The 23713-nt window shown below is 36.1% G+C and carries 17 protein-coding genes and 1 tRNA gene; 11 read left to right on the forward strand and 7 right to left on the reverse strand.

Features of this window, described 5'->3' with window-relative positions; translation table 11 throughout:
• Positions 1-2: 2 nt before the first annotated feature.
• From AC3IS6_RS07050 to AC3IS6_RS07065, 4 genes are all read right to left on the reverse strand, one after another.
• On the reverse strand, positions 3-2306 hold the full coding sequence (locus tag AC3IS6_RS07050; RefSeq protein WP_489164258.1) for a glycoside hydrolase family 65 protein: 2304 nt from the start codon (positions 2304-2306) through the stop codon (positions 3-5).
• A gap of 17 nt (positions 2307-2323) precedes the next feature.
• Positions 2324-2983, reverse strand: coding sequence for a beta-phosphoglucomutase (pgmB, locus tag AC3IS6_RS07055; protein WP_489164259.1), 660 nt, complete (start codon positions 2981-2983; stop codon positions 2324-2326).
• On the reverse strand, positions 2976-4496 hold the full coding sequence (locus tag AC3IS6_RS07060) for an MFS transporter (RefSeq protein ID WP_489164260.1): 1521 nt from the start codon (positions 4494-4496) through the stop codon (positions 2976-2978). Before AC3IS6_RS07060 ends, pgmB begins: the two co-directional genes overlap by 8 nt.
• 180 nt (positions 4497-4676) lie before the next feature.
• Positions 4677-5708: a LacI family DNA-binding transcriptional regulator gene (locus tag AC3IS6_RS07065; RefSeq protein WP_489164261.1), complete on the reverse strand. Its 1032-nt coding sequence runs from the start codon at positions 5706-5708 to the stop codon at positions 4677-4679.
• Between the two features lie 236 nt (positions 5709-5944).
• Here AC3IS6_RS07065 and AC3IS6_RS07070 point away from each other — a divergent pair, with 236 nt between their 5' ends.
• From AC3IS6_RS07070 to AC3IS6_RS07085, 4 genes are all read left to right on the forward strand, one after another.
• On the forward strand, positions 5945-8926 hold the full coding sequence (locus AC3IS6_RS07070) for a SusC/RagA family TonB-linked outer membrane protein (protein ID WP_489164262.1): 2982 nt from the start codon (positions 5945-5947) through the stop codon (positions 8924-8926).
• Between the two features lie 36 nt (positions 8927-8962).
• Complete coding sequence (locus AC3IS6_RS07075; protein WP_395338167.1) at positions 8963-10570, forward strand: RagB/SusD family nutrient uptake outer membrane protein; 1608 nt, start codon at positions 8963-8965, stop codon at positions 10568-10570.
• Between the two features lie 23 nt (positions 10571-10593).
• Positions 10594-11415, forward strand: a complete 822-nt coding sequence (locus tag AC3IS6_RS07080; protein ID WP_489164263.1) for a SusE domain-containing protein — start codon at positions 10594-10596, stop codon at positions 11413-11415.
• Positions 11416-11493: 78 nt separating this feature from the next.
• On the forward strand, positions 11494-14367 hold the full coding sequence (locus AC3IS6_RS07085) for an alpha-amylase family glycosyl hydrolase (RefSeq protein WP_489164264.1): 2874 nt from the start codon (positions 11494-11496) through the stop codon (positions 14365-14367).
• 107 nt (positions 14368-14474) lie between these two features.
• Here AC3IS6_RS07085 and AC3IS6_RS07090 read toward each other — a convergent pair whose 3' ends face one another.
• The 3 genes from AC3IS6_RS07090 to AC3IS6_RS07100 all read right to left on the reverse strand — a co-directional run bounded on the left by AC3IS6_RS07090 (position 14475) and on the right by AC3IS6_RS07100 (position 16677).
• A complete protein-coding gene (locus tag AC3IS6_RS07090; protein WP_173967121.1) occupies positions 14475-14699 on the reverse strand; it encodes a DUF6814 family protein in 225 nt (74 codons plus the stop codon).
• A gap of 10 nt (positions 14700-14709) precedes the next feature.
• Complete coding sequence (locus AC3IS6_RS07095; RefSeq protein WP_489164265.1) at positions 14710-16206, reverse strand: MFS transporter; 1497 nt, start codon at positions 16204-16206, stop codon at positions 14710-14712.
• A 398-nt stretch (positions 16207-16604) separates the two neighbouring features.
• Positions 16605-16677: transfer RNA gene (locus tag AC3IS6_RS07100), tRNA-Phe, on the reverse strand.
• A 104-nt stretch (positions 16678-16781) separates the two neighbouring features.
• On the opposite strand from AC3IS6_RS07100, the gene AC3IS6_RS07105 reads away from it, so the two are divergent.
• The 7 genes from AC3IS6_RS07105 (at position 16782) to AC3IS6_RS07135 (ending at position 23708) form a co-directional block, all read left to right on the forward strand.
• Positions 16782-17516 carry a type III pantothenate kinase gene (locus tag AC3IS6_RS07105; RefSeq protein ID WP_489164266.1) on the forward strand — a complete coding sequence of 245 codons (735 nt, stop codon included), beginning with the start codon at positions 16782-16784 and terminating at the stop codon, positions 17514-17516.
• Positions 17509-18741, forward strand: a complete 1233-nt coding sequence (gene bamG / locus AC3IS6_RS07110) for a BamG family beta-barrel-assembly machinery protein (RefSeq protein WP_489164267.1) — start codon at positions 17509-17511, stop codon at positions 18739-18741. Before AC3IS6_RS07105 ends, bamG begins: the two co-directional genes overlap by 8 nt.
• Before the next feature lie 52 nt (positions 18742-18793).
• Complete coding sequence (lptC, locus tag AC3IS6_RS07115; RefSeq protein WP_173967117.1) at positions 18794-19345, forward strand: LPS export ABC transporter periplasmic protein LptC; 552 nt, start codon at positions 18794-18796, stop codon at positions 19343-19345.
• Between the two features lie 11 nt (positions 19346-19356).
• A complete protein-coding gene (locus tag AC3IS6_RS07120) occupies positions 19357-19551 on the forward strand; it encodes a hypothetical protein (protein WP_173967116.1) in 195 nt (64 codons plus the stop codon).
• A gap of 3 nt (positions 19552-19554) precedes the next feature.
• On the forward strand, positions 19555-20814 hold the full coding sequence (locus AC3IS6_RS07125; protein ID WP_489164268.1) for a hemolysin family protein: 1260 nt from the start codon (positions 19555-19557) through the stop codon (positions 20812-20814).
• A gap of 108 nt (positions 20815-20922) precedes the next feature.
• Entirely contained in the window at positions 20923-23022 is a 2100-nt protein-coding gene (locus AC3IS6_RS07130; protein ID WP_489164269.1) for a peptidylprolyl isomerase, read from the forward strand.
• Positions 23023-23276: 254 nt separating this feature from the next.
• Positions 23277-23708 (forward strand): hypothetical protein, encoded by a 432-nt coding sequence (locus AC3IS6_RS07135; RefSeq protein WP_489164270.1) that lies wholly within the window; start codon positions 23277-23279, stop codon positions 23706-23708.
• Positions 23709-23713: the final 5 nt, after the last annotated feature.

Consider the following 23713-nt stretch of genomic DNA (forward strand, 5'->3'; position numbering starts at 1 on the left):
TGTTAATTTGTTTGAAACAATTTATCAGCAGTTACCGGATTTCCATTAAGAACAATAGTCAAATCCTGATCACCGTCTACCGTAAAAGTTGTTTCGTTATGATTTACAGCTACTTTTAAAATTTGATTTCTGAAATTAATTTTAAAAGAATAACCTTTCCATTCTTTTGGGATTTTTGGAGCAAAATGAAGCTGATCGTTTTTCACACGCATTCCGCCAAAACCTTCTACTATACTCATCCATGTTCCGGCCATTGAGGTAATGTGACAGCCTTCTTCAACTTCTTTGTTATAGTCATCAAGATCCAAACGGGAGGTTCTTAAATAAAAAGTATAAGCCATATCCATTTTGTCTAAAACAGCAGCCTGAATAGAGTGTACGCATGGCGATAATGAACTTTCATGAACTGTAAAAGATTCGTAAAACTCAAAATTACGTTTTAATTCTTCTTTAGAGAAATGATCTTCAAAGAAATAGAAACATTGTAAAACATCGGCTTGTTTGATATAAGGCGAACGTAAAACACGATCCCACGACCATTTTTGATTGATAGGACGCTGCGAGCGGTCTAAGTCTTTTACCGGAACTAAATCTTTGTCTAAGAAACCGTCCTGCTGCAGGTAAATACCCAATTCGTCAGAAGTTGGGAAATACATATTATTGGCTACGTTTTTCCATTCCTCGATTTCAGTAGTCGAAAGTGCTACTTTTTCGATGATTCGTTTGTGGTCTGATGGATACTCAGCAGCGACTTTTTTAATTTGTTCTTCGGTATAATTAATACACCATTTTGCAATATAATTGGTGTAGAAATTATTGTTGATATTGTTTTCGTATTCATTTGGACCTGTAACGCCCAGAATAACGTATTGATTTTTGTCTTTAGAGAAAGAAGCTCTCTGATGCCAGAAACGTGCGATCCCGATCAGTACCTCTAAACCTTTTTCAGGAATATAAGAATAGTCTCCAGTGAAACGATAGTAGTTGTAAATGGCAAAAGCAATCGCTCCATTTCTGTGAATTTCTTCGTGAGTGATTTCCCATTCGTTGTGGCATTCTTCCCCATTCATGGTCACCATTGGATACAAAGCAGCACCGTTTTTGAAACCTAAATTGTCTTTGGCATTTTCAATTGCTTTATCCAGTTGATTGAAACGGTAGGTCAGTAAGTTACGAGCCACCTGCTGATCTTTAGTTGCCATGTAAAACGGAATGCAGTAAGCCTCAGTATCCCAGTAAGTAGATCCGCCATATTTTTCTCCGGTGAAACCTTTAGGTCCAATGTTTAAACGGCTGTCTTTTCCTAAATAGGTTTGATTTAACTGGAAGATGTTAAAGCGAATTCCTTGTTGTGCTTTTACATCACCATCAATGGTAATGTCTGACATTTCCCAGATTTTACTCCAGGCCCCGATTTGATTTTGAAGTAAAGTGTCATAACCAAGAGCAACGGCAGTTTTAATGCATTTCTCGGCTGCAACCAGCGTATTTTCATGGTTTAAAGAAACCGTATAACCACCAATTTTCTGGATCGATGAGGTTTGACCTTTTGCGATTATTGTTCCGTATGTAAATTGAATTTTATCTGCAGTTGAATCGATTGTTGAAGGCGAAATGTTTACGTTTTCTCCGTTTGCAAAAATCGTATTGTGCATAAAAGTCGTTACTTTAAAATGCGTTTTAAAGGTTTGTGCGGTTACAAAGGCTTCATTTGCTCCCTTTTTAACTTCAAGAGGTTCCCAGAACTTCTCGTCCCAGTTGGCATCTTCATTGGTTACACCTGCATCGATATAAGGTTTGTAAACAATTTTGGCATCTTTGTTTAAAGGTGTGATTTCGTACTTTATAATTCCGGTTTCATCCAGATCTAAAGAGAGAAAACGACGAATGTTTACGGCAATTTCGGTTCCGTTTTTTAATGTTGCTTCAAAAGAACGATTGTACCAGCCTTCTTTCATATTCAATTCTCTGCGGAAATTTTTTACGGCAGTGCACTGGTTCAAGTCTAAGTTTTCTTCGTTGATCTGAATGTCAATTCCAATCCAGTTTGGAGCGTTTAGTACTTTGGCAAAATATTTAGGGTATCCATTTTTCCACCAGCCTACTTTTGTTTTGTCCGGATAATAAATTCCGGCGATGTAACTTCCCTGAAAAGTTTCACCTGAATAGGTTTCTTCAAAATTGGCACGCTGCCCCATAGCGCCGTTTCCGATGCTAAAAAGACTTTCTGATGATTTTACTCTTTCAGAATCAAAGCCTTCTTCGATGATGGACCAATTGTCTGGTTTAATGTAATCTTGATTCATTTTTGTGATTGATTGATTTATTTTGCGATTAATGATTTGATGAATTGAATATCCATTGAGGTAAAATCCTCAAAGATATACTGTGCCTCGTGCAGAATTGTTTTTGAACCAATTCCGATACTGGTCATTTTTCCAATATTGGCGGCTTGAACTCCGGCAACTGAATCTTCAAAAACAATGGCATCCTCCGGGCTAATATTTAGCAATTGAGCCGCTTTTAAGAAAACTTCCGGATCTGGTTTGGCATTGGTAACGTCATTTCCGTCTACAATAACATCGAAGTAGGAAAGAATTCCGGTTTTCTCGAGAATTGGACGCGCATTTTTACTGGCAGAACCCAATGCAATTCCCTGATTTTTTTCTTTTAAGAGTTGCAGAATTTTAAAAACTCCGGGAAGAATTTCACTTTCATTCATGTCAACCAAATAAGATAAGTAATCTTCATTTTTTTGAATGAGCCATTTGTCTTTGTCTTCCTGCGAAGCTTGGACATTTCCCAGTTCGAGAATTATGTCTAACGAACGCACGCGGCTTACTCCTTTCAGTAATTCGTTGTGTTCGTGTGTAAAATTTATGTTTAAGGCCTTTGCAATTTTTTGCCAGGCTAAAAAGTGGTATTTAGCGGTATCAACGATAACTCCATCAAGATCGAAGATGAATGCTTTTTTATTATTCATGAATTTCAATTTTAGTTCTGCTATTTACTCTAAGGGTAAGTAATCCGGCAAATATCATAGATACTCCTCCGATAATTAAGGCGTATATGGGTTCGTTGTGAAAGAATTGTTTGATGACAAATCCTAGGATAGTGGCGGCCACAATTTGCGGTATTACAACAAAGAAGTTGAAAACGCCCATGTAATATCCCATTTTTGCTGCCGGTAAAGCTCCGGATAACATGGCATAGGGCATTGACAGTATACTTGCCCAGGCAATACCAACGCCTAACATTGGAAGGATCAGCATTTGTTTATCAGCAATAAAATAGATAGAGATTAAACCAACACCTCCGGCACATAAAGCCAATAAATGTGTTGCTCTAACGCCTACTTTTTTGGCGATGACCGGCAATAAAAAAGCAACTGCTGCGGCAATTCCGTTATAAACGGTAAACAAAACCGAAACCCAGTCGGCGGCATCATTGTATACTTTAGAAGTAGTGTCTGTTGTGCCAAAAATATGCTGTGTAACTGCTTGTGTAGTATAAATCCACATGGAGAATAAGGCAAACCAGGAGAAGAACTGAACCCAGGCCAGTTTTTTCATAGTGGCTGGCATGTTCAATAGATCGGTCATGATTATCGTAAAACCATTATGAACTTTAGAAGTTCGTAATTGAGAAGCAATCATGAATAATACCCCCATGAAAACCAAACCGATAAAAAGAATGTAAAGTTCTTTCGCAAGACTGTTTTCGAAAATTAAGAAGGAAACTAACGCTCCAATTACGGTCAATAATATTCCTAAAAACAATTGTCTTTTGATGTTGCTTTCAGATTCTGTTTCGGGATTGAGAATAAGATCCTCCTTGTCTTTTTTGCTTTGAACTTCAAAAGCATGAAGCTCTTCCGGTGTATATTCTGTAGTTTTAAAAACAGTCCATAAAACAGAAAGCAGGAAAACAATTCCGCCAATATAAAAAGACCATTTAACAGAGTCCGGAATAATTCCTTCCGCGGCAGTATTGCTTACGCCAAAAACATTGGTAAAAAGATAAGGCAAAACAGAACCTACAACCGCACCGGTTCCGATAAAGAAACTTTGCATGGCAAAACCTAAAGTACGTTGTTTTTCGGGTAAATTGTCGCCAACAAAAGCGCGAAAAGGTTCCATCGAAACATTAATCGAGGCATCCATGATCCATAAAGTACCTGCAGCTATCCATAAAGTTGGAGAGTTGGGCATGATGAATAAGGCAATAGAAGACAAGATGGCTCCAATTAAAAAATAGGGGCGGCGTCGGCCTAAACGAGTCCAGGTTCTATCGCTAAAATAACCAATTACGGGTTGGATGATTAATCCTGAAACCGGAGCCGCAATCCATAAAATTGGAATTTCGTCAATTTTGGCACCCAGAGTTTCAAAAATTCTTGAAGTATTTGCGTTTTGCAGTGCAAAACCAAACTGTATTCCCAAGAAACCGAAACTCATGTTCCAAATTTCCCAGAAACTTAATTTACGCTTTTCCATTATCGTAATTAAAAAATTAATTAGACGATAAGCGCTTTGCTTATCAAAACTTACTTATTATTTCGAAGTAAAAGTAAAAGCTTTGAGCAGGCGTAAAAGTATTAATTATTTTTTTAAATACGCTAACAAAAAAGTCATAAATGTTATTTAAGACTTTATAAAATATTGATTTTTAGGTTTTTAGTCAGTGGATTCTCTTTTTATAAGATGTGTTTCAATGACTTCTGTGGTGTAATTTTCGTTTTCTTCTTCGTCGTCATCGTGTTCGGCTTCCAGTCTTTCGATCAGCATTTTAGCGGCTTTGTTACCCATTTTTTCACCACTCTGGCTTACGGTTGTAATGCTTGGAGTGGAGTATTTGGAAATAATTCCGTCAGTAAAGGCAATTACAGCAAGATCTTCGGGAACTTTTAGCCCCATTTTGCTGGCTGTTTTGATAATGGTCACGGCAAAAAGCTCATTTACAGCAAAAACGGCATCAAACGCACGGTCATGTAAAAGCTGGCTGATGGTGATTTCGCAAGTGTCTACATCTTCGATTTTGATGATTAAATCCTCATTAAAAGGCAATCCATTGTCGAGGAGCGCTTTTTCGTAACCGTCGGTTCTGAGTTTTCCCACACTTACATAATCTACGGTGGTGACCAAAGCGATTTTTTTTCGGCCATTGTCTATCAAACTTTGTACAGCTTCATAGGCAGCAGCTTTATCATCAATAATTACTTTGTCGCACAAGATGTCGTTGGTGACGCGATCGAACATGACCACTGGCATTCCCTGATTGATGACTTCGGTAATGTGGTGAAAGTCACCTTTGTATTGCGTTTCTTTAGAGAGCGACATGATAAAACCATCGATACTTCCGTTGGCCAACATCTCCATATTCAGTACTTCTTTATCAAATGAATCATCAGACAAACAGATGACAACACTATACCCATTTTCATTGGCTACCTGTTCAATTCCGTTGATCACAGTAGAGAAAAAATGATGTACAATTTCCGGAATGATAATACCAATACTTTTGGTTTTTCGATTTTTTAAACTAAGGGCAATATTGTTGGGCTTGTAGTTGTAAAACTTTGCAAATGCCTGCACTTTTGCACGCGTTTCTTCTCCTATCTCAAGGCTGTCTCTGAGGGATTTAGATACAGTTGAGATAGAGACGTCAAGTTCCTTTGCGATCTGCTTTAGGGTTATTTTACGTTTCATAGTTGTTATTTGAAAAAAATCTAATTGTTAATAAAGGTATCTTATATTTTTATAATCGACAATTTTTGACTTAAAAGATTACAAAAAATAGAAAGTTTTCAACACTACCACGTTTTCGTAAACCTATAAAAAAGGCAACTGGTTGAGCATGTTAATTAATTCCTAATTTTGAAATTCGAAGTAAAATTAAAAACTTAACTAACAATCAAAAACTCAAACTAATTTAAACAAAAAGTATGAAAACAATTTACAAAAAGTTGTTATTTTTATTCCTCTTGTTGCCGTTTACGGTGCTAGCTCAAAGCACTTTAACCGGAACAGTTGCCGACTTGGCAACGGGACAACCAATCCCGGGAGTAAATGTAAATGTACAGGGTGCTCCGGGCGGAGCATCAACAGATTTTGACGGTAAATTTATGTTATCTAATGTAAAAAATGGGGACAAAATTTTGGTTTCATTTATTGGATATAAGACGTCAACTGTAACTTATAATGGTCAAAAAACACTAAACGTTTCTCTGGAAGAAGATACGAATCAGCTTAAAGAAGTTGTGGTACAAGTAGGTTATGGTACCGTTAAGAAAAAGGACGCAACAGGTTCTGTATCTCAAATTTCTGCCAAAGAATTTAATAAAGGAATTAACGTTACTCCAGAGAGTTTAATCAGTGGACGTATTGCTGGTGTGAATGTTGTTGGGGGTGGTGCTCCAGGAGCTAAAGCAGATATCAGAATCCGTGGAGGATCTTCATTAAGTGCTTCAAATGAGCCATTAATTGTAATCGACGGACTTCCAATGAGTAACGCGGTTCCTAATGGTGCAACAAGTATATTGTCTACGATAGATCCTAATGATATCGAATCTTTTACAGTTTTGAAAGATGCATCTGCAGCTGCAATTTATGGTTCCAGAGCAGCAAATGGTGTAATTGTTATTACCACTAAAAAAGGAACTAAAGGTGGAGTGAAAGTTAACTTCAGTTCACAGGTTGGTATTAATACGGTAGCTAATACGGTAGATGTTTTAAGTGCAGATCAATATCGTGCATTAGTAAATGAAAAAGGAACAGCAGCTCAAAAAGCTTTGTTGGGTACGGCAAACACGAACTGGCAGGATGAAATTTTTCATACAGCCTTGACAACCAATAATAATATTTCTGTTAGCGGGTCTTTATTTGATAAATTACCAGTGCGTTTATCTGTTGGAAATGTTGATAATCCTGGAATTCTAAGAAACACTTCTTTTGAAAGAACTACGACATCGATATCGTTAAATCCGGTGTTGTTTGACAATCATTTAAAAATTGATATTAGCGGAAATTTAGCCTTTGGAAAAAATCAATTTCAGGATGAAGGTCCGGTAATTAATAGTGCTATTGGATTTGATCCTACGCAGCCTGTTTATCAGCCAGGATCTCGTTATGGAGGTTATTTCGAATGGTTAGAGCCGAATGGAAATGTACCATTATTGCCTGCAAGAAACCCTGTAGCCAGATTAAATCAGGACGATCGCAGAGCTACATCTACCAGAAAATGGGGTAATATTAGATTAGATTATAAATTTCATTTCTTCGAAGACTTAAGAGTTGTTGTTGAAGGAGGTATTGATAAATTTAACAGTAATGGTTACACAAGAGTGAGTACTGAAAGTATTTTAGGATATCAGCCAAATGTATTCAACAGTGGTAAATGGGTTAATTTAGGAGGAGATATACATTATACTGACAGCCGTCAAAATAAAAACTTAAATACTTATTTTAACTATAATAAAGATTTAGGTAAATTTAAGATTGATGCAACAGCAGGGTATAACTACCAGTTGTTTCAAAGAGTTGGATATGATTCTGGTCAGACCAAAGAGCCAAATCCAAAAGAAGATGTTACTACAGATCCGGATGTTAATTTACAATCGTATTTTGGTCGTTTGACTCTAAACTATGACAGTAGATATTTATTGACTTTAAATTACAGAAGAGACGGGACTTCACGTTTTTCTAAAGATAACAGATGGGGTAATTTTGGAGGAGCTGCTTTTGCATGGAATGTTGCTGAGGAGGATTTCCTGAAAGATAATGCAACTTTGTCTAGTTTAAAATTGAGAGTTGGATATGGAACTACAGGGCAGCAGGATATTCCGCCTGCATATGATTTCTTAAGAAGAATAACTTTAGGAACCATCAATACTCAGTATCTTTTTAATGGAGTTATTTATAAAGCTGCCAGACCTGAAGGGTACAATCCGAACATCAAATGGGAAGATTTGGCCGAAATGAACGTAGGGGTAGATTTTGGATTCCTTCACGATAGAATTACAGGTACAATTAATTATTTTGATAAAAAATCAAGTGACCTTTTGGCTGATATTCCAGTTCCGGACGGAGCGAATATTAGAAACCAGGGATACAATAATATTGGTAGTGTAAGAACAAAAGGGGTTGAATTTAATCTTCAGTCTGATATTGTTAAAACAGATAACTTAACCTGGAATGTTGCTGTGAATGCGACTTATATCGATCAAAAAATATCTGATTTAGGAACAACTGTTCCTGGGTTCCAAGGTTATATTACTGGAGATGTTATTTCAGGAGGTACTGGAAATCAGGTTTTAATCCACTCTCAGGGATTTGCTCCAAATTCGTTCTTTGTATTTGAGCAATTGTATGATGCAAATAAAAAACCAATTCAGGGTGCTTATGCAGACAGAAATGGTGATGGAGCTATAACAGATGCAGATCGTTATAAATTTCATAAACCAACAGCAGATTATACTTTTGGGTTGTTCACGACTGTGAATTATAAAAAGTTTGATTTTACAATGAACTGGAGAGGAAGTTTAGGAAATTATATTTACGATAATGTTAGTTCTGATAAAGGATACTTAGAAGCAGGTTTAAGAAGACAATCTGATTTAGCTAATATTAGTTCAGATTATTACAATACTGGTTTTACTACAGAAAGTAACTCAAACGGAACACAACGTAATTATTCAGATTATTTCGTAAAAGATGCGTCTTTTATCAAATTAGACAATCTTGTGGTAGGATATACTTTTGATAAAACATTATTAAAAGCAGCTTCATTAAGATTCACAGCGGGAGTTCAGAATGTTTTTGTTATTACCAAATACAAAGGTTTAGATCCTGAGAAATTTAACGGAATAGACAATAATGTTTATCCAAGAGCCAGAACATTCTTGTTTGGAGTAAATGCGAATTTCTAATAGTACATTGAATAATTAAATTTAAAAATAAACAAAATGAAAATATCATTTAAATATATATCATATTTTCTCCTATTCATTTTAGGATTAAGCATGACGCTTACTTCGTGTACGGGTGACTTAGATGTAACGCCAAAGGATGATGATGAATTTCTTTCTGATGTCTTTTTTCAGGATCCTGCATCATACAAACAAGTATTGGCAAAATTGTATGCGGGGTTGTATGTAGGTGGAAATGATGGAGATGGTACTCCAGATATTTCAGGTCTTGGCGGCGATTTTAGCAGTTATTTACGATTATTGTTTGTAACGCAGGAATTTCCTACTGATGAGGCTATTGTAGCTTGGAGTGATGATGGTTTACCAGCATTAAACGGACAAACCTGGAGCCCTAGTAATCAGTTCTTATACGGAATTTTTTCAAGAGCATTTTATGAAATTAGTGTAGCTAATGAGTTTCTAAGACAAACAACAGATGAGAAATTGGCTGAAAGAGGTGTTGACGCTAATTTAAAAGCTCAAATTGTAAATTTTAGAGCAGAGGCTCGTTTCTTAAGAGCTTTCTCTTATGTTAATCTAATGGACTTGTTTGGTAATGTGCCTATTACGACGGAGAAAGATCCTGTTGGTCTTTATTACCCGCAACAAAAAACAAGAACAGAAGTTTTTGCTTTTGTAGAATCTGAATTGAAAGATATTGATGGTGGTTTGGTAGCATCAAAAGTAAATGAATATGGAAGAATTGATAAAACAGCTGCTAAATTTTTATTAGCGCAGATTTATTTAAATTCTAAGGTATACACAGGAGTAGATAAAAATAATGAAGCCGCAGTTGTATGTAATGATATTATTACTGGCTCAGCTTATAAATTTGCAGATGTTGCTTATAAAAACTTGTTCTCTGCTAATAACGACAGAAATGGTGCTCAAAGTGAAGTTATTTTTCCAATTATTGGAGATGGTAACGCTATTAGAGCTACCGGTGGAGGGATGAGTTTTATTTTGCATGCCTCTATCGGAGGAAGTATGAATGCTGCTGATCAGGGAATGAATGGCGGATGGTCAGGAATTAGAACAAGAAAAGAGTTTGTTAAATTATTTCCAGATGCAACTGCAACTGCGGATAAAAGAGGTACTTTCTATACTAATGGACAAACTTTAGACATTGACGATTTTGGAGTGTTTACTAATGGATATGCCGTGACAAAGTTTACGAATGTAAATTCAGACGGTACTGCAGCACAAAGAAATGATATTCCTGATACTGATTTTCCAATGTACAGATTGTCAGATGTATATTTAATGTACGCCGAAGCAACAGTAAGAGGTGCGGCAGCAGGAAATATTGCTACATCGGTTGCATTAATAAATAAAATTAGAGGGAGAGCCGGAGCGGGTGTTATCACAGCTGCTGACTTAACACTTGACTTTATTCTAGATGAAAGAGCAAGAGAATTGTTCTGGGAATGTCATAGAAGAACAGATTTAATTCGTTTTGGTAAATTCACAGGAGGATCTAAAATTTGGCAATGGAAAGGCGGAGTTAAAAATGGTAGTGGAACAGATGCATTCAGAAACTTGATGCCTATCCCTGCAAAAACAATTCAGGCCAACCCAACTTTAAAACAAAATCCAGGATACTAACTAACCTTATAAAAAATAATAAAATGAAAAATATATATAAAATTTTAATCGCATTCATTGGAGTTTTAGCTGTGTCGTGTAATGCTGACGATGTAGAAAACAGACCAGTGATAGAGCCTGTTACGGCACCGGTTTTGTTAACACCTCAGAATAACTTTATCATTGTTCTTTCTAAAGAAACTGAGAAGAACGTTGCTACAACCGTGGTTTGGAATGATGCCAAATATGATGGTACACCAACAGTGGTAAATTATACTATTGAAATTGCAAAAGCCGGAACTAAATTTGCAGCTCCTATTGCAGTAACTACAACTACTGCACGTTACAGAGCTTTGACAGTGGCAGAACTAAATTCAGCTTTAGTTAATGGAGGTTTTGTTGAGAAAGAAGAAAATGATGTTGATATTCGTATTAAAGCTACCGTTGGTACTGGTGCAGAAGCACAGTTTTCTAACTTTTACACTTTTAAAGCTACACCTTATCATGTGCCACTTGCATCATCTCATTGGTTAGTTGGAGCAGCTACACCTGGAGGATGGTCTTGGGATGGAGATGCTGAAACAGAATTTCCTTTAGTAGTTGGCAAAAAAGATGTTTATCAGGTAACAGTTGTTCTTAAAAGTGGGGAAGCTTTTAGAGAATTTATAGCAAATGACTTCACAAGCGGAGGTAATTGGGGAGCTGCTAACAGTCGTAACTTTGAGTTTTATGCTAATGCAGGTTATACGATTGACTCTGAATTGCAAAATGCAAATGATGGAGATAAAAATTTCAAATATACCGGACCAACAGGTGCCAGAGTTTTTAAAATTGATAATGCTGCAAAAACTATAACAGTAGATTAATTTTAATAAGAATAAATATAAGGGCTATCAGTAAGATAGCCCTTTTTTAGTCAGACTAACTAACCAATCAACCACATTATGAAAAGAACTTTACTATTGATCACATTTTTGTGGTCTGTGGCTACTTTTGCCCAAACGCAAACCATAAGTCACTCCGTAAGTTCGTCAACTTTTGAAGAGACTACACCAATTACCATAACCATTAACGGCACAAGTGTTGATGAAAGCAGCTGGGGAATTACCGACCATTCCCTGTATATGTGGGCCTGGGCTTTTGATACCAACGATACTTCTCAAAAAGGAACTCCGGATAATGGTTCCTGGGATTCTTCAAGCGAGGCAAGTAAGTTTACCTACAATTCGGGTACAGATACGTATACCAAAACAATTACACCAACAACCTACTTCAGTACCACAGGAATTGGAAGAATTGGTTTTTTAGTAAAAGCCAAAAACGGAACAGGTGATAAAAAATCGCAGGATATTTTAGTAGAAGTGGGCAGTTTTCAGGTTTTGCTAACTTCGCCAACAGAAAACAGTGCATCAATTATAACATCGGGATCTAATTTTGATATTGCTGCTACAAATACAAACGGTGCAGCAAGTTATTCCTTAAAGGCAAACGGAACGGTTATCAATACAAATTCAAGCACTGCAAGTTATTCTTATTCTCATGTTGGAGTTGCTAACAATCAGAGTTACGAATTGAGTATCACTCAGACAGGAATTACGATTGTTAAAAAGTTTTCGGTTGTAATAAATCCAAATACTGTTTCGCAGGCAATGCCGACAGGCTTGGTTGACGGAATTAACTACAATTCGACTGATGCTACAAAAGCGACTTTGGTTTTGGATGCGCCTTTAAAAGACTTTGTATATGTTGCCGGAAGCTTCAATAACTGGCAGCCAACTTCGGCCTACACCATGAAAAAAGACCCTGCTTCGGGAAAATTTTGGATGGAATTAACCGGATTAGTTTCGGGAGTTACTTATACCTATCAATATTGGGTGGTAGATACTACGCCGCTGGCTAATTCCCCATCTTTAGTAAAAACGGCCGATCCGTATTCAACTTTAGTGTTATCGCCTTTTGATGATCCTTCCATTCCTACAACTTCTTATTCTAACATTCCTGTTTATCCGGCAGGACAGCAATTTGAAGTGACCGTTTTGAAAACCGGTCAAACTCCGTACAATTGGCAGGTAAACAATTTTGTAAAACCTCAAAAAGAAAAACTAGTAGTCTATGAGGTTTTGGTTCGCGATTTTGATGCGGCCAGAAATTACCAAAGTTTAATAGATCGGATGGATTATTTTAAAAACCTTAAAATAAATGCAATCGAATTAATGCCGGTAATGGAGTTCGAAGGCAATGAAAGCTGGGGGTATAACACCTCGTTTCATATGGCTTTGGATAAATTTTACGGTACTTCAGACAAGTTAAAAGAATTCATAGACTTATGTCATCAAAATGGAATCGCTGTGATCCTGGACGTTGCTTTAAATCATGCTTTCGGAAGAAATCCTATGGTGAGAATGTGGATGAACGATCCTGACGGAGACGGTTTTGGTTCGCCAACCGCCGAAAATCCTTATTTTAATACAGTTGCCAAACATGCGTATAATGTTGGGGAAGATTTTAACCATCAGGCCTTAAAAACACAAAATTATGTCGAACGTGTGGTTAAACAATGGATCGAAGAATATAAAATTGACGGTTTCCGTTGGGATTTGACCAAAGGATTTACACAAAATTGTACAGCTTCTGATGGAGCGTGTACTGATGCGTACCAACAGGACAGAGTAGATGTGTTAAAGAAATATGCTGATTATTCATGGAGTCTCGACCCTACACATTACACTATTTTTGAGCACCTGGGGTCTGATAACGAGGAGAAGGAATGGGCCAATTACAGAATTGCTGAAACACCGTCTAAAGGAGTAATGATGTGGGGGAAAATGACAGGACCGTACAATCAATTGTCAATGGGGTATGCGAGTGAGAGTAATATTTCAAGAATGGCCAGCAGCAGTCACGGTTTTACAGCCAACCGATTAATGGGATATGCCGAAAGCCATGATGAAGAACGTTTGATGTATAAAAACATACAATACGGAAATTCTGGCGGAGGATACAATGTAAAAACACTAGACACGGCATTGTCCAGAATGTCGGCAATTGGAGCAGTTTCACTATTGGTTCCGGGGCCAAAAATGATTTGGCATTTTGGAGAATTAGGATGGGAGAACTCTATTTTTACCTGTAACGATAATTCGGTCAACACCGATTTCGATGGTGTTGCGGGTGATTGTAAATTAGATGCAAAACCGCAGCCTCAATGGGTAAATAACTGGTTGGGCAATTCAGTGCGAAATAAAATTTACAACGATTGGGCAAAGATGATTGCGCTAAAAACAAAAGAGCCTGTGTTTTTGGGAGATCCTGTAATTGCAAACGCAAATTCACTGTCTGTAAACATAAAAATTACTAATAGTACTTTATCATCAACCGAGTTAAAAGATGTTTTGATTGTCGCTAATTTTGATGTTACATCCCAAAATGTTCCAACAGGTTTTCAATATGCCGGTGCATGGTACAATTTAATGGACAACTCTACTATTAATGTTACCGATATCAATGCGCCCTTAAATCTTCCGGCGGGAGAATTCAGAATTTATGGTAACAAACAGGCCAGTTTAGTCATAGCCGATTTCGAAAAAGAAAATTCAGTACGATTGTATCCAAATCCGGTTTCGAATTATTTTACCTTAAATGTGTCAATGTCAAAAGTTCAGATATATGCGATTTCTGGACAATTGGTAAAAAGTTTTACTACCAATGGAAATCCGGATTTTCAGTTTGTCGTAAGTGATCTGAAAACAGGTTTATACTTTGTAAAAGCGGTTGACCAGAAGGGGTTAACTCAGGTAATGAAACTGATTAAGAAATAATTTTATCGATATAAACGAAGAACATACTGATAAGTAAAAGATTTTTGGTTTTGTTAGTGGTGCGAAAGGGCTGTCTGTTTTTAGACAGCCCTTTCATTTTTCACCTCTTATTTTCCTTTATTGTACTCTCCGATTACAGAGAAATAGCCAAAAGTTCCCAGTCCTAAAACAATTAACGGTGTGAGGATGAAAAGAATAATGGTCCCAAAAACCAAGTCATCCTGTTTGTCGGAAAGCAGTTTAGGTAAGCCAAATTCAAAAATGCAAAAATAGGCCGCTGCAATAGCAAGTATAATCCATAAAACACCTAAAATTTGTTTGATCGTATTCATAGTTATAATATTAAAGGTGATTCGTTTTGTTTTTATTATCGATGTAAATCATTCCAATGACAAAGCAGACAGAGGCAATGATAATAGGATACCAGAGTCCGTCAAGATAAAAATCCGGTTTGCCGGCCTCTTTAGCGTGTGTGACAAAATAAGTTGAAATTGCAGGCAGTAAGCCTCCAAAAATTCCATTTCCTACGTGATAAGGTAGGGACATTGAAGTATATCTGATTTTAGTTGGAAACATTTCAACCAGGAAGGCCGCAATAGGACCATACACCATCGTAACAAATAAAACCTGGATGAAAACGAAAAAAATTAAAGTCCATTTGTCAGCAGAATTAATCGTAACAGTGGTGTTGATTTGAGTTTGATTCTTGTTTGTAAAATGTGTTTTCTTTTCCAGTAAAGCTGTGCCGTCGCTATATTCTTTATAAGTAGTGTAAATAGAGTCTTTACTTTTTGTTATTTCAATCGATTGCGTGGTTTTGGAAATAAGTTCGGTTTTGTGACTCAGATCAGTAGTGTTGTACATCGTTTTATAGATAGGCCTGTAAAATAAAATGGCAAGCAGCATTCCGCCCATCATAATATGTTTCCTTCCAATTTTATCGCTCAGCCATCCGAAAAATATAAAAAACGGAGTGCCAAGTAATAGGGCAATTCCCAATAATTCATCAACTTGAGAAGAGTCAACATTCATTACCGTTTTCATAAAGCTCATCGCATAAAACTGTCCGGTATACCAAACTACGCCCTGTCCCATAGTAGCGCCAAACAAAGCGAGTAAAACAAACTTCAGGTTGTATCGGTTTCCAAAACTTTCTTTGAGCGGATTGGTGCTTGTTGTTCCTTCTTTTTTTGCTTTGGCAAACACAGGAGATTCGTCCATGTTTTTACGTATCAAATACGAAATTCCCACCATAACAATAGAAACCCAAAACGGAACACGCCATCCCCAGGAGTCAAAATCCTCGGCCGAAAGAATGTTTTTCGTTGCTAATATTACCATTAAAGAAATAAACAAACCAACGGTCGCTGTAGTTTGAATCCAGGAAGTCCAATATCCTTTTTGATTAGCAGGAGCGTGTTCTGCGACATAAGTAGCTGCTCCGCCATATTCTCCTCCAAGGGCAAGGCCTTGCAGTAAGCGAAGAATTAAAACCAATAGAGGAGCAAGAAAGCCAATGGTTTTATAATCCGGAATACAGCCTATTAAAAAAGTAGAGCCGCCCATTAATAGCAGAGTAGCCATAAAAGTATATTTTCGGCCAATGATGTCACCAAGTCTTCCAAAGAACAATGCTCCAAAAGGCCGTACAACAAATCCGGCAGCAAAAGTGGCTAAAGTCGACAGAAATGCAGCAGTAGGATTGTCACTGGGAAAGAATTTGGTTGAGATTACGACCGCTAAACTTCCAAAAATATAGAAATCATACCATTCGATCATAGTCCCCATTGATGACGCCGAAATCACTTTCCAGATACCCTTTGTTGAAGTGTTGCTCATAAACAGACTTTAATAGACTTTGTGCACTTGATAAAAAATAAAACTTTAAATTATGGTTTTGCGAATATAGAAGATATTTTTTTATTTATTTAATACTTTTTTAACGAAAAATAAGTATGAGGATAATTGTAGTTTTTTAATCCTACTAATTGCGTTAAAATTAAAAAAGAAAGAAGTGTAAAAGTCCTGAATCGGTTGTAAGAGTAGGAGGTTTAGCAAAAGATTGTGTAAACGGAAAAAAAATAGTAGCAACGATTGCAGCTGTTAAAAGCGGCAAATTGTTAAAGCAGCTTATTCTTTGCGATAAGGTTCTGGAAAATTAGGGAGTTGGTGCCGATATAAATCAGGAAGAAAAGTATTAAAAACAGAAAACCCGAATATTGCTATTCGGGTTGTTGTGGTACCTCCAGGGATCGAACCAGGGACACATGGATTTTCAGTCCATTGCTCTACCATCTGAGCTAAGGTACCGTGCTGTGCACATTGCGGGTGCAAAGATAGAATCATTTTTCGTTTATCCAAAATATTTTTTTAAAAAAATCAATTCGTATCTTCGCAGGGCTAAAAAAACAAAAATGATTTTAACGGTTGATGTTGGAAATACCAGAATTAAAGCTGCTGTATTTGAGGGAGGTAGTGTTCTTGAAAATTTTATTTTTGAGAAAAAGGAGCTCGAAAAAAAAATTAAAAAAATTTTAGAAAAATATCAAAATTGCTCTGATTTGGTCGTGGCATCGGTCGGAAATATCGAAAAACAATCTTTTTTGACTTTCGAAAAAGAGTTAAATGTCCATTTTTTAACTCATGAGGATGTTTTTCCGTTCACCAATAAATATGCGACTCCAAAAACATTAGGGATAGACAGAATGGTTTTGGCAGCTGGAGCTACTTTAGAATTTCCCAAACAAAACAGATTGGTAATTGACGCCGGAACCTGTATTACCTACGATTTTATCGACGAAAAGGACAATTATCGGGGGGGGGCTATTTCTCCGGGCCTGAGACTACGTTATGAATCTTTGCATAACTATACGGCCAGGCTGCCTTTACTCGCTTTAGAATCCCCGGATTCCTATATAGGAGATTCTACAAAACAAGCGATTCATTCCGGAGTAGTCAATGGCTTCGTCTATGAGATTGATGGTTTTATCGATGAATATCGCGCAAACTTTTCAAATTTTATAATAATTTTAACGGGAGGTGATGCAGATTTTTTGGCTAAACGATTAAAAAATACCATATTTGCCAATTCAAATTTCCTTTTAGAGAGTTTGAACCAAACATTTCAATATAAAATCGACAATGATTAAAAAAATTATAGTAAGCGCTTGTTTGCTTATCTCGTTCGTTTCATTCGCTCAGCAAGGTACTGCGTCGCCTTATTCTTTTTTCGGAATTGGTGATGTAAGATTTAAAGGAACTCTTGAAAACAGATCTATGTCCGGAGTTGCAGTGGAACAGGATAGTATTCATCTGAATATTGAGAATCCTGCAAGTTACGCGAGTTTAAAGTTTACAACTTTTACAGTTGGGGGATCTTTTGGTACGTCTAATTTGAAAACCAGTGAGAAATCAGAAAAGGCACAAAGAGCCACTTTTGATTATTTGGCATTAGGAATTCCGATGGGAAAATTTGGTGCAGCGTTCGGTTTAGTCCCGGTAACTTCTGTTGGATATAAAATTCAAAATGACTTAACAGGTACAGAAGGAGCAACAAGTAACCAGCTTCAGGGAAAAGGTGGTGTTAATAAAGTATTTGTTGGTTTAGGATATAAAATTAAAAAGAACTGGAATATTGGAGCTGATGCACAATATAATTTTGGGAAAATCACGACCACAAGTTTAGAGCTGGTAACTGGTGTTCAAAATGCAACGAGAGAAACAAATGCTTCTGAACTGTCTGGTGTTAGTTTTAATATTGGTACGATGTATCAAACAAAAATTGATAAAAAACTGAGTTTATTTACAAGCTTGAATTATACTTTTGCCAGTACTTTAAATTCAAACAGCACAAGAGTTATCCAGGTAGATGGTGATCCTGATCCGATTACGGCTCCTGATCATGAAGATAAATTAAAACTGCCGAACAAAATAACATTTGGTGCCGGTATCGGAGAAGCCAGAAAATGGTTGGTGGGTACTACAGTTTCTTTTCAAGGAAATGGGCAGCTTGCAAACTATTACAACACAAGAGATAATGTTCGTTACGAAAAATATCAAAAATATGCTATCGGTGGGTATTACATTCCTAACTATGCATCATTTACAAGTTATTTAAGCAGAATGACTTATAGAGCCGGATTAAAATACGAGAAAATTGGTTTGGTGGTAAATAATCAGGAGATCAATGATCTGGGTATGACTTTAGGAGCTGGAATTCCGCTTAATAACGGGTCTTTTTCGAATGTTAACATTGGGATTGAGTTCGGAAAAAGAGGAACAGTGTCAGCTGGGTTGGTTCAGGAGAATTATTTCAACTTTAGCTTGAGCTTCTCTTTTAATGATAAATGGTTCGTGAAAAGTAAATTCAATTAAGCATAGGCTCTTATGTTTTTTTAAGCTCATTACAATTTACTACATTTGGCAAATGAATTTATCAAAGAGATATATAATAGCGGTTGTCACAGTTTTTACTGTGACACTGTTTTTTGGGTGCGAAAGTAATTTTAAAGAAGTTCAGAAAATTAACTTCTCAGAGTTCGTTCCCGGAAGTGATGCAGATACCGTTGATATAAAATATACAGATTCCGGACGTATAACTGGAGTTTTGAAAAGTCCTAAAATGTTGGACTATTCTAATCTTGACTTTCCTTTTACTGAATTCCCAAAAGGAATTGATGTTACTTTATATGATAAAAATCAAAAACGTACCTTTATAAGATCAAATTATGCTGTTTCGTACAAGCCAACCGGTATAATTGATTTGCAGGGAAAAGTAAGGATCACTTCAGAAGAAGGACAAATGCTGGAAACAGAACAGTTGTACTTCGATCAGAATAACGAGTGGTTTTATACCGAAAGAAAATTTAAGCTTACGGATGCAAAAGGAGCCTCAAACGGGCAAGGGATAGATTTTAGTAAGGATTTTAAAGTGATTAATTCGCAGCGTGTTAGCGGTGAAATAGAATCAAACGAATAAAAATACTGATTATGGGTTATTTAAAATATACACAATACGTTTACATCATATTTGCCATTTATTTTATTTATGATGGTTTTACAAAGATAAACGATGGAAACGATACTGCTGCTCTGAGTTTTATAATTGCTGGTATGGCAGTATTTATGTTTTTTTTCAGGAGGAAATTTGTCAAGAAATTTGACGATCGCAATAAAAAACAGTAAAAAATGGAAATTGGTATTATAATACTATGTTTAATACTGTCAGCCTTTTTTTCAGGAATGGAAATAGCTTTTATTTCCTCGAATAAGATTTATCTTGAAATCGAAAAGAAACAAGATAATTTTGCCTCACAAATTTTAACGAAACTTACCGGGAATCCTTCAAAGTTTATTGCCGCAATGCTTATTGGTAACAATGTGGCACTGGTTGTTTATGGGTTTTACATGGGAGATTTGATCCTGGAGTCTATTATCAATTTCGGATTTCATTTTTCAAATTTGACAAGTCTACTGGTTCAGACTGTTGTTTCGACTTTTATCGTTTTGATAACGGCAGAATTTTTTCCGAAAGTTTTTTTTCAGATTTATGCCAATACATTAATAAAATTCTTTGCCATTCCGGCCTATTTGTTTTACCGACTATTTTATTATTTTTCGACTTTTTTCATCTGGATTTCAGATTTTGTATTGCGAAAGTTTTTCAAAACAGAAGGAGATCAGATACAGTTGTATTTTAGTAAAATTGAACTTGGGAACTATATTGCAGAACAAATGAACGCTGTTGAAGATGATGCCGAAGTAGACTCTGAAATTCAGATTTTTCAAAATGCATTGGAGTTTTCAGGAGTGAAAGCCCGTGATATCATGACGCCGCGTACGGAAATTGTTGACATAGATTTATTTGACAGCGTTGCAGATCTTAAAGAATTATTTATAGAAACCGGGTATTCCAAAATTGTAGTGAGTCAAAATTCGCTTGATGATATTGTGGGTTACGTACATTCATTTGATTTGTTTAAAAAGCCGAAAACAATAAAATCGGTTTTAATGACAGTTGAATTTGTTCCTGAAACGATTTTGATAAAAGATGCGCTGAACTTATTGATTAAAAAGCGAAGAAATGTAGCTGTTGTTTTGGATGAATATGGCGGAACTTCGGGGATTATTACGATAGAGGATATTGTTGAAGAGCTTTTCGGTGAGATCGAAGATGAACACGATTTAGACGAGGAATTGATAGAACAGGAGCTGGGAGAAGGTAAGTATTTGTTTTCGACAAGATTAGATGTAGAGTATCTCAATGAAACCTATAAATTAACCATTCCTGAGGAGGATTCTTACGGGACTTTAGGTGGGTTTATCGTGAATTCGACCAAAGAAATTCCTCAAAAGGGAGAAGAAATAGTGATTGGGAACTATCATTTTGTGATCGAAGAAGCAACAAATAAGAAAATTGAATTGGTTAAATTGACGATAAAAGAGTGATTTTTTAAATTAATAAAAAAAATTGTGTAAAATAAAACGCTAGTTGTATTGTTATTAACTAGATAATTGTATTTTCGCAAACTGAATATAAAATTAACGATAATAAAAATGGCAGTTTTAGCAAAAATTAGACAGCGTTCCGCTTTATTGATAGGAGTTATTGCACTTGCATTATTTGCATTTATAATACAAGATCTATTCACAAGAGGAACATTTGGTCAAAGTTCAAAAGATGTGGGAAGCATCGATGGAAAAGATATTTCATTTGAAGACTTTAGAGTTAAAGTTAGTAATGTTGAAAAAAGTGGTCAAGGAATTACTTCCACTGAAGCTGCAAACAGAGTTTGGGACCAAGAGGTTTCAATCGCATTATTATCAGCACAGTTTGATAAATTAGGATTAAGAGTAGGTGAAAAACACTTACTTGAAGTTTTAAAAGCAGATCCGAATATTGGTAAAAACCCAATGTTTTTAAATGCAGCTGGTATTTTTGATGTAGCTAAATTTAAAGAATATTTTAAAACAAATCCTGAAGCAGCACAATTCATTTCTCAAAAAGAAAAAGATGCTGAACTAAATGCTAAATTCCAAATCTACAATACATTAGTAAAAGCTGGACTTTACACGACTGTAAGTGAAGGAAAGCTGAAATATGAAATGGAAGCTAACAAAGTTAACTTTGCTTACGTTGCGGCTTTATATTCTTCAATTAAAGATAGTGAAGTAAAAATTTCTGATTCAGAAATTGTAGATTATATGAAGAAAAACGAGAAGAAATTCAAAGCGGATGCTACTCGTGAAATTCAATATGTTTTAGTGGAAGACAAAGCTTCGAAAGAAGACGAAGCTGAAATTAAAGCTAAAATCACTGCATTACTAAACGGAAGAGTAGAGTACAATGCAAAAACAGGTAAAAATGATACTTTGCCAGGTTTTAAAAGTGCTACTAACATTGCTGAATTTGTAAATTCAAATTCTGATGTTCCTTACGATTCAACTTATGTGCCTAAAAATGCTTTACCAGCAGTTGATGCTGATAAATTATTCAGCTTACCAGCTGGGGCAATTTACGGACCATATGTTTTCGGAAGATACTATGCAATCTCTAAGTCTTTAGGATTTAAAGCTGGTGTTAATGCAAAAGCAAGTCATATCTTAATTGGATATGAAGGATCTCAAACTCCAAACGCAAAAGAAAAAAGAACAAAAGAAGAAGCTAAAGCTAAAGCAGAAGAAATTCTTGCTCAGGTTCAGACAAACCCAGACAGTTTCATGATGTTGGCTTTCACAAGTTCAGATGATTCTTCTGCACAACAAGGTGGTGATTTAGGATATTTTGGTCCAAACCAAATGGTGAAACCATTCAATGATTTTGTATTCAGTAACGGAATTGGAAAAGTTGGTTTAGTGGAAACTCCTTTCGGATTTCACATTATCAAAATTACTGACAAACAAGACGGAATTCGTTTAGCTACTATCGCTCAAAAAATTGAGCCATCTGAAGCTACTTCTGATAAAGTATTTACATTGGCAACTAAATTTGAAATGGATGCTGCTGATAAAGATTTCAATGCTACAGCAAAGGAATTAGGGTTAAAAGTTGCTGCTCCTGTAACAGCAAAAGCTATGGATGAAGCGTTTGGTCCATTAGGAAACCAACGTAACATTATCAGATGGGCATTTGACAAAGAAACGAACACTGGAGATGTTAAGCGTTTTGAATTGGCTAATATCGGTCACGTAATTGCACAATACAAAAGCGAAAACAAATCAGGTTTAGTATCTGTAACATTGGCAAGACCTTATGTAGAGTCAATTTTGAAAAACAAGAAAAAAGCAGAGCTTTTAAAAGCTAAAATGACAGGTTCATCACTAGAGGCTGTTGCTAAAAGTGCTGGTGTAGCTGTTCAGCAAGCTGCTAATGTTACTATGGATAATCCGGTATTACCTGGAGGAGTAGGACAAGAGCCAAAAGTAGTAGGTAATGCATTCGCATTAGCTGCAAATAAAATTTCAGCTCCAATTGAAGGTAACACAGGTGTATATGTAGTGAAAAACATCAGTACAGTTAAAGCTCCTGCAGCGGCTAACCATGCAGAGTATGTTGCTAAAGTGAAAGCGCAAAGTGCATCTGATGCAAGCAGAATTTTACCAGCGTTGAAAAATAATGCTAAAATTGAAGACAATAGATTACAATTTAACTACTAGGTTTTAGTAGCTAAAAGGTTTAAATATGAAAACCGAAACGTTCTAATGAATGTTTCGGTTTTTTTTGCTGTTTACTGAAGCGGCTGAGATGCGGTTTGTTGTGCGGTTTTGAGATTTTTGTACGGATTTTTGGTTAAAAATTTGCGACATTAAGAATATTATAGTTAATTTATTGGAATTTTGTTTTCGAATTTAAACAAAGGCTACTTAAAGAACCATGGGCAAATACTGTAATAATCTAGCATTCAAATTTTATGTTTAAGCTGTTGAGAAGAAAGCCAAGAGTGTATTCTAAAATAGAGAATCATATTTTTGGAATAATAACAGAGCTTTTAAAACTTAGCAGCACCGAAATTAATGGTGATGAATTAGGAGGGAAGTATTACTTAAGTAATGAAGAACAGCATTTTAAAGTGACCATATTGGGTAATGATTATGTAATTAGGCTTACCAATACCCGGGATTCTGTTGCTGAAAAATACGATAAAGCTTTTGTGGAAGATGTTTTAAGAGCAGTAAAAGAAGAAAAGCATCGCAGAATGGAAGAGGTTTATGATTCTATAACCAATAACATCGAAAAAATGGCCGAACGTTTGCATAACACGCTTAGGGAGTCTAACGAGCTGGAAACTCAAAAAGTTCGTAGACTCGAAACTAAAGAAGGGGAAAGTAAGAAAGTAAATTAGCGTCT

The organism is Flavobacterium sp. KH_035 (assembly GCF_057839565.1).

Bases quoted from the DNA above. Each gene is read 5' to 3' on its own strand.
- AC3IS6_RS07085 (WP_489164264.1), top strand. From the start codon at position 11,494: ATGAAAAGAACTTTACTATTGATCACATTTTTGTGGTCTGTGGCTACT.
- lptC (WP_173967117.1), top strand. From the start codon at position 18,794: ATGAATTTATCAAAGAGATATATAATAGCGGTTGTCACAGTTTTTACT.
- AC3IS6_RS07070 (WP_489164262.1), top strand. From the start codon at position 5,945: ATGAAAACAATTTACAAAAAGTTGTTATTTTTATTCCTCTTGTTGCCG.
- AC3IS6_RS07075 (WP_395338167.1), top strand. From the start codon at position 8,963: ATGAAAATATCATTTAAATATATATCATATTTTCTCCTATTCATTTTA.
- AC3IS6_RS07135 (WP_489164270.1), top strand. From the start codon at position 23,277: ATGTTTAAGCTGTTGAGAAGAAAGCCAAGAGTGTATTCTAAAATAGAG.
- AC3IS6_RS07050 (WP_489164258.1), bottom strand. From the start codon at position 2,306: ATGAATCAAGATTACATTAAACCAGACAATTGGTCCATCATCGAAGAA.
- AC3IS6_RS07095 (WP_489164265.1), bottom strand. From the start codon at position 16,206: ATGAGCAACACTTCAACAAAGGGTATCTGGAAAGTGATTTCGGCGTCA.
- AC3IS6_RS07060 (WP_489164260.1), bottom strand. From the start codon at position 4,496: ATGGAAAAGCGTAAATTAAGTTTCTGGGAAATTTGGAACATGAGTTTC.
- AC3IS6_RS07105 (WP_489164266.1), top strand. From the start codon at position 16,782: ATGATTTTAACGGTTGATGTTGGAAATACCAGAATTAAAGCTGCTGTA.
- AC3IS6_RS07130 (WP_489164269.1), top strand. From the start codon at position 20,923: ATGGCAGTTTTAGCAAAAATTAGACAGCGTTCCGCTTTATTGATAGGA.
- AC3IS6_RS07090 (WP_173967121.1), bottom strand. From the start codon at position 14,699: ATGAATACGATCAAACAAATTTTAGGTGTTTTATGGATTATACTTGCT.
- AC3IS6_RS07065 (WP_489164261.1), bottom strand. From the start codon at position 5,708: ATGAAACGTAAAATAACCCTAAAGCAGATCGCAAAGGAACTTGACGTC.
- AC3IS6_RS07125 (WP_489164268.1), top strand. From the start codon at position 19,555: ATGGAAATTGGTATTATAATACTATGTTTAATACTGTCAGCCTTTTTT.
- pgmB (WP_489164259.1), bottom strand. From the start codon at position 2,983: ATGAATAATAAAAAAGCATTCATCTTCGATCTTGATGGAGTTATCGTT.
- AC3IS6_RS07080 (WP_489164263.1), top strand. From the start codon at position 10,594: ATGAAAAATATATATAAAATTTTAATCGCATTCATTGGAGTTTTAGCT.
- bamG (WP_489164267.1), top strand. From the start codon at position 17,509: ATGATTAAAAAAATTATAGTAAGCGCTTGTTTGCTTATCTCGTTCGTT.
- AC3IS6_RS07120 (WP_173967116.1), top strand. From the start codon at position 19,357: ATGGGTTATTTAAAATATACACAATACGTTTACATCATATTTGCCATT.